Raw genomic sequence first — 15,930 nt, forward strand, 5'->3', positions numbered from 1 at the left:
GACCCCGGCCAGGTCTGCCGGGGTCGGCGCTCCCGGGGTCGGCGCTCCCGGGGTCAGCGCTCCCGGGGGACGCGCACCACGCCTTCCTGGATCACCGAGACGGCGAGCCGCCCGTCCTGTGTGTAGATCCGGGCCTGGCCCAGGCCCCGGCCGCCGGACGCCGACGGGGACTGCTGGTCGTACAGCAGCCACTCGTCGGCGCGGAACGGCCGGTGGAACCACATCGCGTGGTCCAGCGACGCCCCGACGACGTCCCCGACGGCCCAGCCGCCCCGGCCGTGCGCGAGCAGCACCGAGTCGAGCAGCGTCATGTCGGAGACGTACGTGGCGAGGACGACGTGCAGGAGGGGGTCGTCGGACAGCTTGCCGTCGGTGCGGAACCACACCTGCGAGTGCGGTTCGCGCGCCTCGCCGAAGCTGCCGAAGGGCGGGTCGTCGACGTAGCGCAGGTCGACCGCCGCGCGTGCCTCGATGAACCGCTCGACGGTCTCGGCCGGCAGATGCGGGTAGCCGCGCAACCGCTCCTCGCCGGTGGGCAGCGTGGCCGGGTCCGGCGCCGACGGCATCGGGGCCTGGTGCTCCAGGCCCTCCTCGTACGTCTGGAAGGACGCCGACAGGCCGAAGACCGGCTTGCCGTGCTGGACGGCGACCACGCGGCGGGTGGTGAACGACCGCCCGTCGCGCAGCCGGTCCACCTCGTACACGATCGGCGCGTCCGGGTCGCCGGGCCGCAGGAAGTACGCGTGCAGGGAGTGGGCGTGCCGGTCCCCGGGGACCGTCCGCCCGGCGGCCACCAGGGCCTGGGCCGCCACCTGCCCGCCGAAGACGCGGGGGACGACGGCCGACCGGGACCGCCCGCGGAAGATGTCCTGCTCGATCCGCTCCAGGTCGAGCAGATCGAGCAGGGACTGCAATGCCTCGCTCATGAGGTCAGTCGTACCGGCCAGTTATTTCCGGCTCCTCACAGACCCATGTCCTTGGCGATGATCATCTTCATGACCTCGCTGGTGCCGCCGTAGATGCGGTTGACGCGGTTGTCCGCGTACAGGCGGGCGATCGGGTACTCGTTCATGTAGCCGTAGCCGCCGTGCAGCTGGAGGCAGCGGTCGATGACGCGGTGGGCGACCTCGGTGCAGAACAGCTTGGCGCTGGCGGCCTCGGCGGGCGTCAGCTCACCGGCGTCGAGGGCCTCCAGGGCGCGGTCGGCGACCGCCTCGGCGGCGTCCACCTCGGCCTGGCAGGCGGCCAGCTCGAACTTGGTGTTCTGGAACGCGGCGACCGGCTTGCCGAAGACGGTGCGGTCCTGGACGTACTGCTTGGCGAACCGGACGGCGGCCTTGGCCTGCGCGTAGGCGCCGTAGGCGATGCCCCAGCGCTCGGAGGGCAGGTTGGCGCCCAGGTAGTAGAAGCCCTTGTTCTCCTCGCCGAGCAGGTCCTCGACGGGCACCTTGACGTCGACGAACGCCAGCTCGGCGGTGTCGGAGGTGCGCAGGCCCAGCTTGTCGAGCTTGCGGCCGACCGAGTAGCCCTCGGACTTGGTGTCCACGGCGAACAGGGAGATGCCGTGGCGGCGGTCCTCGGCGGTGGGCGGCGCGGTGCGGGCGCAGACGATGACCTTGTCGGCGTGGACGCCGCCGGTGATGAAGGTCTTGGCGCCGTTGAGGACGTAGTGCGTGCCGTCCTCGCTCAGCTTGGCGGTGGACTTCATGCCCGCGAGGTCGGAGCCGGTGCCCGGCTCGGTCATCGCGATGGCCCACATCTCCTCGCCGGAGACGAACTTCGGCAGGTAGCGCTTCTTCTGCTCGTCGTTGGCGAGCATCTTGATGTAGGGCAGGGCGAGCAGGACGTGCACGCCGGAGCCGCCGAAGCTGACGCCCGCGCGGGCGGTCTCCTCGTACTGGATCGCCTCGAACTTGTGGCTCTCCAGGCCGGCGCCGCCGAACTCCTCCGGGACGTTGATGCCGAACAGGCCCAGCTCGGCCAGCTTGTAGTAGAACTCGCGCGGCGCCTGGCCCGCGGCGAACCACTCGTCGTAGACCGGGACGACCTCGGCCTCGATGAAGGCGCGCAGGGTCTCCCGGAACGCCTCGTGATCCTCGTTGAACACCGTACGGCGCACAGCGCCACCTCCACCGGTACGTCTGTCTAAGCGCTTGCTCAGATTGCACCGTACCCGCCGGTAGGGAGGGGCGTCCAGGGAGGGCGACGGGTAACGCTCGTCACTCCCGGCCGGCGCCGCACCGCCGGCTCACCCGCACCGCCCGCTCACCCGCACCGCCCGCTCAGCCGCGCCGCCCGCTCAGCCGCGCCGCAGCGCGAACCACAGCTCCATCCGGACGTCCGGGTCGTCCAGGTCGGCGCCGAGCAGCGCCGCGCAGCGGGTGATGCGCTGCCGGACGGTGTTGCGGTGCACGGACAGGGCGACGGCGGTGCGGTCCCAGCTGCCGTGCAGGGAGAGCCAGGTGCGCAGCGTCTCGGGGAGGGCCGGGACGGCCGCGAGGGGCGCGAGCAGGGCCCGCGCGTGCGCCTCGGCCTCCGCGTCCGGGAGCAGGTCGGCGAGGGCGGGCCGGTCGGCGTGGCGGACCAGCGGGGTGCGGGTGGCGCGGGCGCGGGCCAGCGCACGGGCCGCCTGCGCGTCGGCGGCCGGCCAGTCGCGCGGGGCGACGGGGGCGCTGACGCCCAGCGTCCACCCCGGCTGCGCCACCGGTTCCCGCCCGGCGGGCAGCACCACCCGCACGACGTCCCCGGCGGCATCCACCAGCGGCGACCCGAGCGCGGCGCCCAGGGCGGAGGCGGCTACGGGGTCGGGGGGAGGGGGCTCGGTGCCGTCGGTGCCGTCGGTGCGGAGGGCGCTGGGGGCGCCCGTGGGGCGGTTCGGGCGGGCGTGCACGACGTGCCAGTGCCCGGCGTCCCCGAGCAGCGGTGCGGCCTCCTCCGGGGCCGCGCCCAGGAGGAGGCGGACGAGGGCCGAGGAGCGTGCCGCGCCGGTGCCGCTCTGCTGCTCCCCGGTGAGGAGGGTGAGCAGCACGGCGGCGACCGAGGCGATCGTGTGGTCCCCGGACTCCCGGTGCGGGGCGGCGACGCCGAGGACGAAGCCGTCCTGGGCACCGCCGAGGGCGTACGCGGAGAGGTGGACGCCCTCGACCGTGTCGGTGGCGGTCGTGGAGGGCCGGGCGGCGACGAAGCGGGCCAGGTCGGCGAGGGCGGCCATGGCGGCCTCCGGCCGGGCCCCGCCCGCCGCACGGGTCCCCTGCGCCCGGCCTTCCTCCACAGGGGCCCCCTCCACGCGGGCCCCCTGGGTCAGCGTCCCCTCCCTCCGCGTCGCTTCCGCCCGAGGCCCCTCCGCCCGGGCCCCGCCGGTCGGCGCCTCCTCCGCCCGAGCCCGGCCGGCCCGGGTCCCGCCGGCCCGCGCCCCCTCCGCCCGCACCCGCCCCGCCGAGGCGATCTCCGCGCCGTCCGGTCCGTACAGCACGGCCCGGCCGCCGAGGCGGGCGGCGAGGCGGCGCAGTACCGCCGGCACCGGGTCGGCGGAGGAGGCCGCGGCGGCCAGGCTCTGCTGGGCCTCCGACACCCGGCGCAGCTCCGCCAGCCGCGCCCGCGCCATCAGCTGCCACACCGCGCGGGCCACAGCCGCGAACGTGGTCCGCGGCGGCACCTCCAGCAGCGGCAGCCCGTGCCGCTCGCAGGCCGCGACCAGCGCCGGCGGCACCGTGTCGCGCACCGGCGCCACGCCGAAGCCCAGGGCGGCGCCGCCCGCGGCCACGATCCGGGCGACGTACCCGTCGAAGTACGCGCCCTCGTCGGCGTCCGCGGGGATGTGCACGCCCGCCGTCAGCAGCAGCTCGCCGCCGAGCAGATACGGATACGGGTCGGACATCTCCGAGGTGTGCGCGGCGTGGATCACCACGCCGGGACCGGCGGGGGCGACGACCTCGCGCAGGGCCAGATCCTCCCGGGACAGCAGGGCCGCGAGGGGCACCGGAGGCGTCGGCGGAACGGCCGGTTCCTGCATGATGGACGTTCCTTCCACTTCAGCGGCCCCCGGTGGATGAAACGTACACTTCGCAGCCGCTTTTCGGCCACCTACTGTCAATCCGGACCGGACGTCACACACACCGGCTGCCGCGGGTACGGGCGGATGTCCCCGCGAGCGCGCCACCGGTCCATCCCCATCAGCACGACACGCCACCGAGAGTGCGCGAAGGAGGGCCCCATGGCCGTCGACTACATCGTGATCGTCGTCTATCTGGCCGGCATGCTGGCCATGGGCTGGTGGGGCATGCGCCGCGCCAAGTCCAAGAGCGAGTTCCTCGTGGCGGGCCGCCGCCTCGGCCCCGCGATGTACTCCGGCACCATGGCGGCGATCGTCCTCGGCGGCGCGTCCACCATCGGCGGCGTCGGCCTCGGCTACCAGTACGGCCTGTCCGGCGCCTGGATGGTGATCACCATCGGCCTCGGGCTGCTCGCGCTGTCCGTCTTCTTCTCCGCGCGCATCGCCCGCCTGAAGGTCTACACCGTCTCCGAGATGCTGGACCTGCGCTACGGCGGCCGGGCCGGCGTGATCTCGGGCGTGGTCATGTGGGCGTACACCCTGATGCTGGCCGTCACCTCCACCATCGCCTACGCCACCATCTTCGACGTCCTGTTCGACGTGAACCGCACGCTCGCGATCGTCCTCGGCGGCTCGATCGTCGTCGCCTACTCCACGCTCGGCGGCATGTGGTCGATCACCCTCACCGACATGGTGCAGTTCGTGGTGAAGACCATCGGCGTGCTGCTCCTGCTGCTGCCCGTCGCCGTGGTCAAGGCCGGCGGCTTCAGCGAGATGAAGGCCCAGCTGCCGACCTCGTACTTCGACCCGCTGGGCGTCGGCGGCGAGACGATCTTCACGTACGTGCTGATCTACACCTTCGGCATGCTCATCGGGCAGGACATCTGGCAGCGCGTCTTCACCGCGCGCAGCGACCGGACCGCGAGGTACGGCGGCACCATCGCCGGCACCTACTGCCTCGCCTACGCCGTCGCCGGCGCGATCATCGGCACCGCCGCCAAGGTGCTGTACCCGAACCTCGCCAACGCCGACGACGCCTTCGCCACGATCGTCAAGGACGAGCTGCCGATCGGCGTGCGCGGCCTGGTCCTGGCCGCCGCCCTGGCCGCCGTGATGTCCACGTCCTCCGGTGCCCTGATCGCCTGCGCGACCGTCGCCAACAACGACATCTGGGCCCGGCTGCGCGGCGTGGTCCGCGCGGGGGACGGCGAGGCCCACGACGAGGTCAAGGGCAACCGCGCGTTCATCCTGCTGATGGGCGCCGCGGTGATCGTCGCGGCCATCGCGGTGAACGACGTGGTCGAGGCGCTGACCGTCGCCTACAACCTGCTCGTCGGCGGCCTGCTCGTCCCGATCCTCGGCGGCCTGCTGTGGAAGCGCGGCACCGTGCAGGGTGCGCTCGCCGCGGTCGCGGTCGGCGGCCTGGCCGTCGTCGGCCTGATGGCGGCCTTCGGCATCCTCGCCAACGAGCCCGTCTACTACGGACTGCTCGCCTCCCTCGCCGCCTACGTCGTCGTCTCCCTGGCGACCAGGCCCACCGACCCGGCGGTCCTCGCCGCCTGGCGCGAGCGCCTCGCGGGCCGAGCCGCCCCCGAACCCGTGTCCGAAGCGGTGCCGACTCCCCAGTAGAGTCCTCCGGTAAGTAGTACATACGCGACGAAGCGTACGAAGGAAGGCAGTTCATGAGCAGCAACGAGACGCCCCGCGGCCCCGTCGACTCCTCCCGCGTCCCGCGGTACGCCGGCCCCGCGACCTTCGCCCGGCTGCCCCGCCTGGACGAGGTCGGCCGCGCCGACGTCGCCGTCGTGGGCGTGCCGTTCGACTCCGGCGTCTCCTACCGGCCGGGCGCCCGCTTCGGCGGCAACGCCATCCGCGAGGCGTCCCGGCTGCTGCGCCCGTACAACCCGGCGCAGGACGCCTCCCCCTTCGCCCTCGCCCAGGTCGCGGACGGCGGCGACATCGCCGTGAACCCGTTCAACATCAACGAGGCCGTGGAGACGGTCGAGGCCGCCGCCGACGACCTGCTCGGCACCGGCGCCCGCCTGATGACCCTGGGCGGCGACCACACCATCGCGCTGCCGCTGCTGCGCTCGGTGGCGAAGAAGCACGGCCCGGTCGCCCTGCTCCACTTCGACGCCCACCTGGACACCTGGGACACCTACTTCGGCGCCGAGTACACCCACGGCACCCCGTTCCGCCGGGCCGTGGAGGAGGGCATCCTCGACACCTCCGCCCTCTCCCACGTCGGCACCCGCGGCCCGCTGTACGGCAAGCAGGACCTGACCGACGACGAGAAGATGGGCTTCGGCATCGTCACGTCGGCCGACGTCTACCGCCGCGGCGCCGACGAGGTCGCCGACCAGCTCCGCCGGCGCATCGGCGACCGCCCGCTGTACATCTCCATCGACATCGACTGCCTGGACCCGGCCCACGCGCCGGGCACCGGCACGCCCGAGGCGGGCGGCATGACCTCCCGCGAGCTGCTGGAGATCCTGCGCGGCCTGGCCTCCTGCAACCTGGTGTCGGCGGACGTCGTCGAGGTGGCCCCCGCGTACGACCACGCGGAGATCACGTCGGTGGCGGCGTCCCACACGGCGTACGAACTCACGACGATCATGTCCCGCCAGATCGCCGCGGCCCGCGCGGCCGGTAAGGAGAACGAGGGCAAGTGACCCACGACCACGACCTGGTGCTCCGCCCGACCCCCGCCCAGGCGGAGGCAGCGCTGAATCCTCCCCCCGGCCGCAACGGCGGAGACCTGGTCGTGGAGACCCTGGCCGGGCTCGGCGCGACCACCGTCTTCGGCCTGCCCGGCCAGCACGCCCTCGGCATGTTCGACGCCCTGCACCGCTCGGACCTGCGGTACGTCGGCCTGCGGGTGGAGAACAACGCGGGCTTCGCGGCGGACGCCTACGGCCGGATCACGGGCGAGGCGGCGCCGCTGCTGCTGTCGACCGGCCCGGGCGCGCTGACGTCCCTGGCCGCCCTCCAGGAGGCCCGCGCCGCCTCCGCCCCCGTCCTGGCGATCAGCAGCCAGGTCCCGACGGCGGGCCTGGGCGGCGGGCGCCACGGCTACCTCCACGAACTGCCCGACCAGGCGGCGTCCTTCCGGGGCGTGGTGAAGTCGGTCCACACCGTCCGCACCCAGTCCCAGATCCCGTCGGCGATCGCGGAGGCGTGGACGTCGGCGCTGACGGCCCCGCACGGCCCGGTGTGGGTGGAGATCCCGCAGGACGTGCTGCTGGCCGAGACCGCGCTGCCCGTCGTGACGGCCGTGGACGCGACACCGCACGACCTGGCCCCCCGGGTGGAGCTGACGGCGGTGGCGGCCGACCTCCTCTCCCGCGCCGCCCGCCCCGCGATCATCGCCGGCGGGGGAGTGGTCCGCGCGGACGCCTCGGGCAAGCTGCGGCAGCTGGCGGAACGCCTGAACGCCCCCGTCGTGACCACCTTCGGCGGCAAGGGCGCCTTCCCCTGGGAGCACCCCCTCTCCCTCCAGTCCTGGCTGGAGGACCGCCACATGACGGACTTCCTGGAGGACGCCGACGTCCTGCTGGTGGTCGGCTCGGGCCTCGGTGAACTCTCCTCGAACTACCACACGTTCAAGCCCCGCGGCCGGGTCGTCCAGATCGAGGCCGACCTCGGCAAACTGGAGTCCAACCACCCGGCCCTGGGCATCCACGCCGACGCCCGCCCGGCCCTCCAGGCCCTGCTGGAGACGGTGGAGGCGCGAGAGGACTCGACGGCCCCGGCCCGCGTCCGCGAGGTCCTCGGCCGCATCCGCGACCGCATCGCCGCCCAGGACCTCACCCTGGAACAACAGCTCCTGGCCGCGGTCCGCCGCGCCCTGCCCGCCGACTCCCCGTCCTTCTGGGACATGACGATCCTGGCCTACTGGGCGTGGTCGGCCTTCGACGCGGCGGGCCCCAACACCATGCACTCGGCCCAGGGCGCCGGCGGCCTCGGCTACGGCTTCCCCGCCGCCCTCGGCGCGGCGGCGGCCGACCCGACGACCCCGGTCCTCGCCGTCTCCGGCGACGGCGGAGCCCTCTACTCCATCGCCGAACTGGCGACGGCCCGCCAGTACGACCTGCCGGTCACCTGGCTCATCGTCGACGACGGCGGCTACGGCATCCTCCGCGAGTACATGACCGACGCCTTCGGCCAGGCCACGGCGACCGAACTGACCCGCCCGGACTACGTCGCCCTGGCGGAGTCCTTCGGCGTCCCGGCGGTACGGACGTCACCGGAAACCCTGGAAGCCGACCTGACCAAGGCCCTGTCGGCCCCGGGTCCGTCGGTCGTGGTCCTCCCGGCGGTGCTGCGGATGTTCGCGCCGACGCATCGGTGACCCGAGTACGGAACGTACAACCGTTCGGCGGCGGGCGCTGTCTCGCAGAGCGTGAACGGATGGTGGAAGGGCAGACGACGCCTCGCGGCCCTGGTGGGCGCCGTGGCGCTGGACTCGCAGTGGAGCTTGTCGATCGAGGAGCTCGAGAAGGGCATGTGGTGAGCGTCCGGGGTCGGGGCAGCCGTGCATGAAGCGCCATGTGAGTTGCTCCGGGTGTTCGGTCTGACGAGCGTTGTCTATTTTCCGAGCTGCAATTCCCCTGGCAATTCGCTCGATCCCCGAACGCGTGACTTCCTGAGCTGTGTGGGCCTGCCCGACACGGAATACTTTCAGTCGAAGGCAAGCGTGGGTCAGCAGGAATCGATTCTGCTGGATGAGTGGTACGCGGAGGGCCGGGGCGCGAGCCTTCCTGACGAGTGCCGTTCATGGCTGGTGCTCGGCTACTTCGCAGCATCGGTGCCTGCGCTCGACCCCGCGGACGGCAAGGTCTACGCCTTTGGTGAAGGTGAACCGCTCGATTCATACATGTTGCTCCACCGCGGTGTCGAGTCGTTGGTCCACGCCATGTATCTCTTCGCGAAGCTCGAGGAAGAGGACCCCGTGGACATGGAGGAGGTGGTCCACCGTCTGCGGAGACAGATCGCAGCCGTCGATCCGGCTCCGTTCGAGGAGGAGAACTCGCAGTGGAGTCTCATCCTGGAGGAAGTGATCGACGGGCTCTGGTAGCGGAGGGGCAGGCGAGCGGGTCTGCCGGTAGACCGGATCCCCGGACCCCCGGTCCCCGGATCCGCCGCCGCCCCTCACCTCTCGGTCCCATCCAGTCCGACGCCGGGCCCCCACGGCCGCCCATGCAGGCAGGGACATGACCACGGGATGAAATCGCCGCCCCTCCGCGTTGGTGCCTTCCGGTAGACCAGGCAGAACCGGTCCGGCAGGACCGGCAGACCGACGAGCACGGAGGGCACCCGCGTGGACGCGCAACGGGGATGGGCGAAACGACTGTGGGCCTACGCCTGGCGCCATCCGCAGGACGTCGTCCTCGCCCTCGGCTCCTCCCTCGCCGGCATGGGCGTCATGGCCCTCGTCCCGTTGATCACCAAGGTGATCATCGACGACGTCATCGGCGACAAGACCAGGGACATGGCCGTCTGGGCGGGGCTGCTCATCGGCGCCGCCCTCGCCGTCTACGTCCTCACCTACATCCGCCGCTACTACGGCGGCCGGCTCGCCCTCGACGTCCAGCACGACCTGCGGACGGCGATGTACGCCACGATCACCCGGCTCGACGGCCGGCGGCAGGACGAGCTGTCCACCGGGCAGGTCATCGGGCGGGCGACCACCGACCTCCAGCTGATCCAGAGCCTGCTGTTCATGCTCCCGATGACCATCGGGAACGTGCTGCTGTTCCTGATCTCCCTCGGCGTCATGGCCTGGCTGTCGCCGCCGCTCACCCTGGTCGCGCTCGCCGTCGCCCCCGCCCTGTGGATCATCGCCAAGCGCAGCCGCACCCGGCTGCACCCGGCCACCTGGTACGCCCAGGCCCAGGCCGCCGCCGTCGCGGGCGTCGTCGACGGCGCCGTCGGCGGCGTACGCGTGGTCAAGGGGTTCGGGCAGGAGGAGCAGGAGACCGGCAAGCTCAAGGAGGTCGGGCGGAAGCTGTTCGCCGGGCGGCTGCGCACCATCCGGCTGAACGCCGTGTACACCCCGGCGCTCCAGGCCGTCCCCGCCCTCGGGCAGGTCGCCATGCTCGCCCTCGGCGGCTGGCTGGCCGTGCGCGGCAGCATCACCCTCGGCACCTTCGTCGCCTTCTCCACCTACCTCGCCCAGCTCGTCGGCCCGGTCCGCATGCTCGCCATGGTGCTCACCGTCGGCCAGCAGGCCCGCGCCGGCACCGAGCGCGTCCTGGAGCTGATCGACACCGAGCCGACCCTCGCCGACGGCACCAGGGAACTGCCCGCCGACGCGCCCGCCACCGTCGAGTTCGACGACGTGTCCTTCGGCTACGACCCCGACCGCCCCGTCCTCGACGGCCTCTCCTTCGAGATCCGGCCCGGCGAGACCCTCGCCGTCGTCGGCTCCTCCGGCTCCGGCAAGTCCACCGTCTCCCTGCTCCTGCCGCGCTTCTACGACGCCACCCGCGGCGCCGTCCTCGTCGGCGGCCACGACGTGCGCGAACTGACCCTGGACTCGCTGCGCGCCGCGATCGGGCTCGTCCCCGAGGACTCCTTCCTCTTCTCCGACACCGTCCGCAACAACATCGCCTACGGCCGGCCCGACGCCACCGACGAGCAGGTCGAGGCCGCCGCGCGGGCCGCGCAGGCCCACGGGTTCATCACCGACCTGCCCGAGGGCTACGCCACCAAGGTCGGCGAGCACGGCCTCACCCTCTCCGGCGGCCAGCGCCAGCGCGTCGCCCTGGCCCGCGCCATCCTCACCGACCCCCGGCTGCTGGTCCTGGACGACGCCACCTCCGCCGTGGACGCCCGCGTCGAGCACGAGATCCACGAGGCGCTCAGGCACGTCATGCAGGGGCGGACGACCCTCCTCATCGCCCACCGCCGCTCCACCCTCAACCTCGCCGACCGCATCGCCGTCCTCGACCACGGCCGCCTCGTCGACCTCGGCACCCACGAGGAACTCCAGCAGCGCTGCGCCCTGTACCGGCGACTGCTCACCGACCCCGACGAACTGGGCGGGGTCTCGCCCGGCCACACCCGCCCCGCCGCACCCACCGAGGACACCTCCGTCCGCGACGAACTGGACGCCGAGTTCGACGCCGAACGCGGCATCACCCCCCGGCTGTGGGCGGGGGAGCGCCGCCCGAGGGACGCGGCCATGGCGGGCAGCCCGGCCACGCCCGAACTGCTCGCCCAGGTCGACGCGCTGCCCCCGGCCACCGGCACCCCGGACGTCGACGAGGAGCAGGCCGTACGGCCCGAGGCGTCCTACGGGCTGCGCCGCCTGCTGCGCGGCTTCGGGCTGCCGCTGCTCATCAGCCTCGGCCTGGTCGCCCTGGACGCCGGCATGGGCCTGCTGCTGCCGGTGCTGATCCGGCACGGCATCGACGACGGCGTCACGCAGGCAGCCATCGGCGCGGTGTGGGCGGCGTCCCTGCTGGGACTGCTGGCCGTGGTCGCCCAGTGGGCGGCGCAGACCGGCGAGATCCGCATGACCGGTCGGACCGGTGAGCGGGTCCTGTACGCGCTGCGGCTGAAGATCTTCGCGCAGCTCCAGCGGCTCGGGCTCGACTACTACGAGCGCGAGCTGACCGGCCGGATCATGACCCGGATGACCACCGACGTCGACGCGCTGTCGACGTTCCTCCAGACCGGCCTGGTCACCGCCTTCGTCTCGCTCGTCACCTTCTTCGGCATCATGGTCGCCCTGCTGGTCATCGACATCCAGCTCGCGCTCGTCGTCTTCGCGACCCTGCCGCCGCTGATCGTCGCCACGTACTTCTTCCGCCGGGCGAGCGTGAAGGCGTACGAACTGGCCCGGGAGCGGATCTCCGCGGTCAACGCCGACCTCCAGGAGTCGGTGTCCGGGCTGCGGATCGTGCAGGCCTTCCGGCGCGAGCACGACGGCGGGCGGGCGTTCGCCGAGCGCAGCGCCGCCTACCGGCAGGCCCGCATCCACGGCCAGTGGCTGATCTCCGTCTACTTCCCGTTCGTGCAGCTGCTGTCCGCCGCCGCCGCGGCGGCGGTGCTGGTCGTCGGCGGCCACCGCATCGACGACGCCACGCTGACCACGGGCGCGCTGGTGGCGTACCTGCTCTACATCGACCTGTTCTTCGCCCCCGTCCAGCAGCTCTCCCAGGTCTTCGACGGCTACCAGCAGGCCTCCGTCTCCCTCGGCCGCATCCAGGAGCTGCTGCGCGAGCCGACCTCCACCAGGAGCCCCGAGCGGCCCCGCGAGGTCGGCGCCCTGCGCGGCGAGATCGCCTTCGAGGACGTGCGCTTCGCGTACGGCGACGACGAGGAGGCGCTGCGCGGCATCGACCTGCGCGTCCCCGCCGGGCAGACCGTGGCCTTCGTCGGCGAGACCGGCGCCGGCAAGTCCACCCTCGTCAAGCTGGTCGCCCGCTTCTACGACCCGACCGGCGGCCGGGTCACCGTCGACGGCCAGGACCTGCGCACCCTCGACCTCACCTCCTACCGGCACCGGCTGGGCGTCGTCCCGCAGGAGGCCTACCTCTTCCCCGGCACCGTCCGCGACGCCATCGCCTACGGCCGGCCCGACGCCACCGACGCCGAGGTGGAGGCGGCGGCCCGGGCGGTCGGCGCCCACGAGATGATCGCCACCCTGGAGGGCGGCTACCTCCACGAGGTCGCCGAGCGCGGACGCAACCTCTCCGCCGGGCAACGGCAGCTGATCGCGCTGGCCCGCGCCGAGCTGGTCGACCCGGACGTGCTGCTGCTGGACGAGGCGACGGCGGCCCTGGACCTGGCGACCGAGGCGCAGGTCAACCAGGCCGCCGACCGGCTGGCGGGCCGCCGCACCACGCTGGTGGTGGCGCACCGCCTGACCACCGCCGCGCGCGCCGACCGGGTGGTCGTCATGGACCACGGGCGCATCGCGGAGGACGGCACCCACGACGAACTGCTCGCCCGCGACGGGCACTACGCCCGGCTGTGGCGGACCTTCGTCGGCGCCGCCGAGCCGGAGGAGCCGGTCGGCGCCTCCCGGTGACCGCACGCCGCACACGGCGCGCGGGGGCCGGGCGCCCGCCCGGCCTGCGCCCGCCGTGCGACGGCAGCGCCACGGCGTCGCCACAGTCGCGCAACCATTCGGCCTACGCCCGGCGTCCGTACACGCGTACGTCGATCGGCGCTGTACGGGAGGGGCGACAGTGGGCAGAGGCGCTGCGATACGCAGGCGACTGGCACTCGGCGTGGCCGTGCTGACGTCGTCGGGGCTGCTCGCCCTGGCGGCGCCGCAGGAGGCGCACGCCGCCGCTCCCTGCCCCGGCCGGAAGGTCCGTACGCTCCCGTTCTCCACCGGCACCGCGTACGTCCACAGGAGCGGAAGCTACGTCTGCGCCTACACCACCCCCAAGAAGCCCGGCACCAAGCGGTTCATGTCCGTCAGCGTCCAGCCGCGCGGCGGCCGCCCGGTGGTGGACGAGGGCCGCTTCGCCTACCTGGCCGGCCCGGTGACCGTGCACGCCGGCCAGCGCTGCGTGTGGGTGCGGGGCAAGGTGAGCCGGGGAGCGGTCAGCTCCGGCTGGATCCTGTGCTGACCGGCCGGTACCGACCGAGGGGTTCTCCTCCATTTGCCGATCTCCCCTGGTGCGCACCCGAGTTGCTCCGATAGCTTCCGGGCGCACATCTGTCTCACAGGGGAGAAGGCATGCGCAAGGCGCTCAGATGGCTGCTGGCGCTGGCGGTGCTCATAGGCACCGTCGGCACGGCCGGGACGGCCACCGCCGCCCAGCCGGAGGCCACCGGCTCCACCGACATCGAGGAGAGGCTGCTCTCCATACCGGGCATGAGCCTGATCGAGGAGAAGCCGTACCCCGGCTACCGCTTCTTCGTGCTGAACTACACCCAGCCGGTCGACCACCGCCGTCCGTCCGAGGGCACGTTCCAGCAGCGGATCACCGTGCTGCACAAGGACGTCGACCGCCCCACGGTCTTCTACACCGGCGGCTACAGCGTCTCCACCAACCCCAGCCGCCGCGAGCCGACGCAGATCGTCGACGGCAACCAGGTCTCCATGGAGTACCGCTTCTTCACCCCGTCCCGGCCCGACCCGGCCGACTGGTCCAAGCTGGACATCTGGCAGGCCGCCAGCGACCAGCACCGCATCTTCAAGGCCCTGAAGCCGATCTACGACGAGAACTGGATCTCCACGGGCGGCTCCAAGGGCGGCATGACCGCCACGTACTACGAGCGGTTCTACCCGCGCGACATGGACGGCGTCGTCGCCTACGTCGCCCCCAACGACGTGGTGAACAGGGAGGACTCGGCCTACGACCGGTTCTTCGCCACCGTCGGCACGAAGGAGTGCCGCGACAAGCTGAACGCCGTGCAGCGCGAGGCGCTGGTGCGCCGGGCGCCGCTGAAGAAGAAGTACGAGGCCCTCGCCGCCGAGAACGGCTACACCTTCACCACCGTCGGCAGCCTCGACCGCGCCTACGAGGCGGTCGTCCTGGACTACGTCTGGGGCTTCTGGCAGTACAGCACCCTCAAGGACTGCGCCGGCATCCCGGCGGACGCGAAGAACGCCACCGACCAGGAGATCTGGGACTCCGTCGACACGATCTCCGGCTTCTCCTTCTACACCGACCAGGGCCTCGCCCCGTACACGCCGTACTACTACCAGGCCGGCACGCAGCTCGGCGCGCCGACGATCCACTTCCCGCACATCGAGAAGAAGTACATCCGCTACGGCTACCAGCCGCCGCGCAACTTCGTGCCGCGCGACATCGAGATGCGCTTCCAGCCGTGGGCCATGCGGGACGTCGACACCTGGGTCCGGCACAACGCCCGTCACATGCTGTTCGTGTACGGCGAGAACGACCCGTGGGGCGCCGAGCCGTTCCGCCTCGGCCACGGCGCGCGTGACTCCTACGTCATGACCGCGCCCGGCATGAACCACGGCGCCAACGTCGCCGGACTGGTCCCCGAGGAGAAGGCCTTCGCCATGGCCCGCATCCTCCAGTGGGCCGGCGTCGCCCCGGCGAAGGTCCAGGCGGACCCGTCGGCCGCGAAGCCGCTGGCGAAGTTCGACGCCAAGCTCGACAAGCGGGACGTCGAGCGGGAGCCCGCGCTGCGCCCGTGACACCGTGACCGCGCCCGGCCGTGACGCAGCATCACAGCGGCCGGGCGCAGCCCACCGGGCGGTCGCCGCCCAACCGGACGTACAGAGCGGTCGACGAGGGGCACCGCGCCCGCTCGTCGACCGCGTCCGTCACCTCGTACTGCGGTTTCCGCCTCCCCTCGCCGTCGCAGGCCGTCTCCCGGACCTCGCCGTCCCCGGCCTCGTACACGCAGTCGCCGACGATGGTGCGCGGGCCGCCCCCGCCGCCGGGGTCGCCGGGGTGCGGCGGCTGGAGGTTGCGCATACAGGCGTAGCCGCCCGGGACGGCGCCGTCGCCGTCCTCGTCGAAGGACGGGCGCCGTTCGCTGATGTGCAGCACGAAGTCGGTTCTCGGCGGGCACAGCGGGCCGCCGCGCGCCCGGCCGTCGTGCCGGGCGACCACCCGGGCCGCGGCCCGCTCGCTGGTGCACGGCACCTCGGTGAAACTGGTCCGCCCGAACGAACTGCACTCGTCGGGGCCCAGGAACACCGCCCCGTGCCCCGACGGCCGGCTCACCGCCGGAACCGTCGTCTCCGGGCCGCCCGGCCGCACGCCGTCCGCCGCGCCCGACGGGCTCTGGCAGCCCGTCAGCACCGCCGCGAGCACGCCCAGTACCGCACCCGCGGCCCGCGCCGTCCCTCGCCCACGCATCGCCGACCCCCCGAGGGCTCCCCCGAGCCCGCGTCCAGCGTGACCCGCCGCAGCGGGCGCACGCCAGACGCGCGG

11 protein-coding genes are annotated in these 15,930 nt (G+C 73.0%); 7 read left to right on the forward strand and 4 right to left on the reverse strand.

The features are described from left to right. Positions 1-53: 53 nt before the first annotated feature. The 3 genes from ACZ45Q_RS04745 to ACZ45Q_RS04755 form a co-directional block, all read right to left on the reverse strand. The gene (locus tag ACZ45Q_RS04745; protein ID WP_468254861.1) at positions 54-926 is read right to left on the reverse strand and encodes an acyl-CoA thioesterase; all 873 of its coding nucleotides are present in this window, start codon (positions 924-926) and stop codon (positions 54-56) included. A gap of 35 nt (positions 927-961) precedes the next feature. Then, positions 962-2,119, reverse strand: a complete 1,158-nt coding sequence (locus ACZ45Q_RS04750) for an acyl-CoA dehydrogenase family protein (RefSeq protein WP_468254864.1) — start codon at positions 2,117-2,119, stop codon at positions 962-964. A 180-nt stretch (positions 2,120-2,299) separates the two neighbouring features. Then, complete coding sequence (locus ACZ45Q_RS04755) at positions 2,300-4,012, reverse strand: PucR family transcriptional regulator (protein WP_468254866.1); 1,713 nt, start codon at positions 4,010-4,012, stop codon at positions 2,300-2,302. Between the two features lie 201 nt (positions 4,013-4,213). On the opposite strand from ACZ45Q_RS04755, the gene ACZ45Q_RS04760 reads away from it, so the two are divergent. The 7 genes from ACZ45Q_RS04760 (at position 4,214) to ACZ45Q_RS04790 (ending at position 15,185) form a co-directional block, all read left to right on the forward strand. Continuing rightward, on the forward strand, positions 4,214-5,680 hold the full coding sequence (locus ACZ45Q_RS04760; protein ID WP_468254869.1) for a sodium:solute symporter family protein: 1,467 nt from the start codon (positions 4,214-4,216) through the stop codon (positions 5,678-5,680). A gap of 53 nt (positions 5,681-5,733) precedes the next feature. After that, on the forward strand, positions 5,734-6,723 hold the full coding sequence (speB, locus tag ACZ45Q_RS04765) for an agmatinase (protein ID WP_468254871.1): 990 nt from the start codon (positions 5,734-5,736) through the stop codon (positions 6,721-6,723). Continuing rightward, positions 6,720-8,402: a thiamine pyrophosphate-binding protein gene (locus tag ACZ45Q_RS04770; protein WP_468254873.1), complete on the forward strand. Its 1,683-nt coding sequence runs from the start codon at positions 6,720-6,722 to the stop codon at positions 8,400-8,402. Before speB ends, ACZ45Q_RS04770 begins: the two co-directional genes overlap by 4 nt. 213 nt (positions 8,403-8,615) lie before the next feature. Continuing rightward, entirely contained in the window at positions 8,616-9,128 is a 513-nt protein-coding gene (locus ACZ45Q_RS04775; RefSeq protein WP_468254875.1) for an SUKH-4 family immunity protein, read from the forward strand. 243 nt (positions 9,129-9,371) lie between these two features. Then, a complete protein-coding gene (locus tag ACZ45Q_RS04780) occupies positions 9,372-13,091 on the forward strand; it encodes an ABC transporter ATP-binding protein (protein WP_468254878.1) in 3,720 nt (1,239 codons plus the stop codon). A gap of 160 nt (positions 13,092-13,251) precedes the next feature. Continuing rightward, positions 13,252-13,641, forward strand: a complete 390-nt coding sequence (locus ACZ45Q_RS04785; protein ID WP_468254880.1) for a hypothetical protein — start codon at positions 13,252-13,254, stop codon at positions 13,639-13,641. Positions 13,642-13,751: 110 nt separating this feature from the next. After that, the gene (locus ACZ45Q_RS04790; protein WP_468254883.1) at positions 13,752-15,185 is read left to right on the forward strand and encodes a S28 family serine protease; all 1,434 of its coding nucleotides are present in this window, start codon (positions 13,752-13,754) and stop codon (positions 15,183-15,185) included. Between the two features lie 31 nt (positions 15,186-15,216). On the opposite strand, the gene ACZ45Q_RS04795 is transcribed toward ACZ45Q_RS04790, so the two are convergent. Then, entirely contained in the window at positions 15,217-15,855 is a 639-nt protein-coding gene (locus ACZ45Q_RS04795) for a hypothetical protein (RefSeq protein ID WP_468254886.1), read from the reverse strand. Between the last annotated feature and the right edge of the window lie 75 nt (positions 15,856-15,930).

The sequence above is a fragment of the Streptomyces sp. NPDC031049 genome, assembly GCF_055571015.1.

Bases quoted from the DNA above. Each gene is read 5' to 3' on its own strand.
- ACZ45Q_RS04745 (WP_468254861.1), bottom strand. From the start codon at position 926: ATGAGCGAGGCATTGCAGTCCCTGCTCGATCTGCTCGACCTGGAGCGG.
- ACZ45Q_RS04755 (WP_468254866.1), bottom strand. From the start codon at position 4,012: ATGCAGGAACCGGCCGTTCCGCCGACGCCTCCGGTGCCCCTCGCGGCC.
- ACZ45Q_RS04760 (WP_468254869.1), top strand. From the start codon at position 4,214: ATGGCCGTCGACTACATCGTGATCGTCGTCTATCTGGCCGGCATGCTG.
- speB (WP_468254871.1), top strand. From the start codon at position 5,734: ATGAGCAGCAACGAGACGCCCCGCGGCCCCGTCGACTCCTCCCGCGTC.
- ACZ45Q_RS04790 (WP_468254883.1), top strand. From the start codon at position 13,752: ATGCGCAAGGCGCTCAGATGGCTGCTGGCGCTGGCGGTGCTCATAGGC.
- ACZ45Q_RS04795 (WP_468254886.1), bottom strand. From the start codon at position 15,855: ATGCGTGGGCGAGGGACGGCGCGGGCCGCGGGTGCGGTACTGGGCGTG.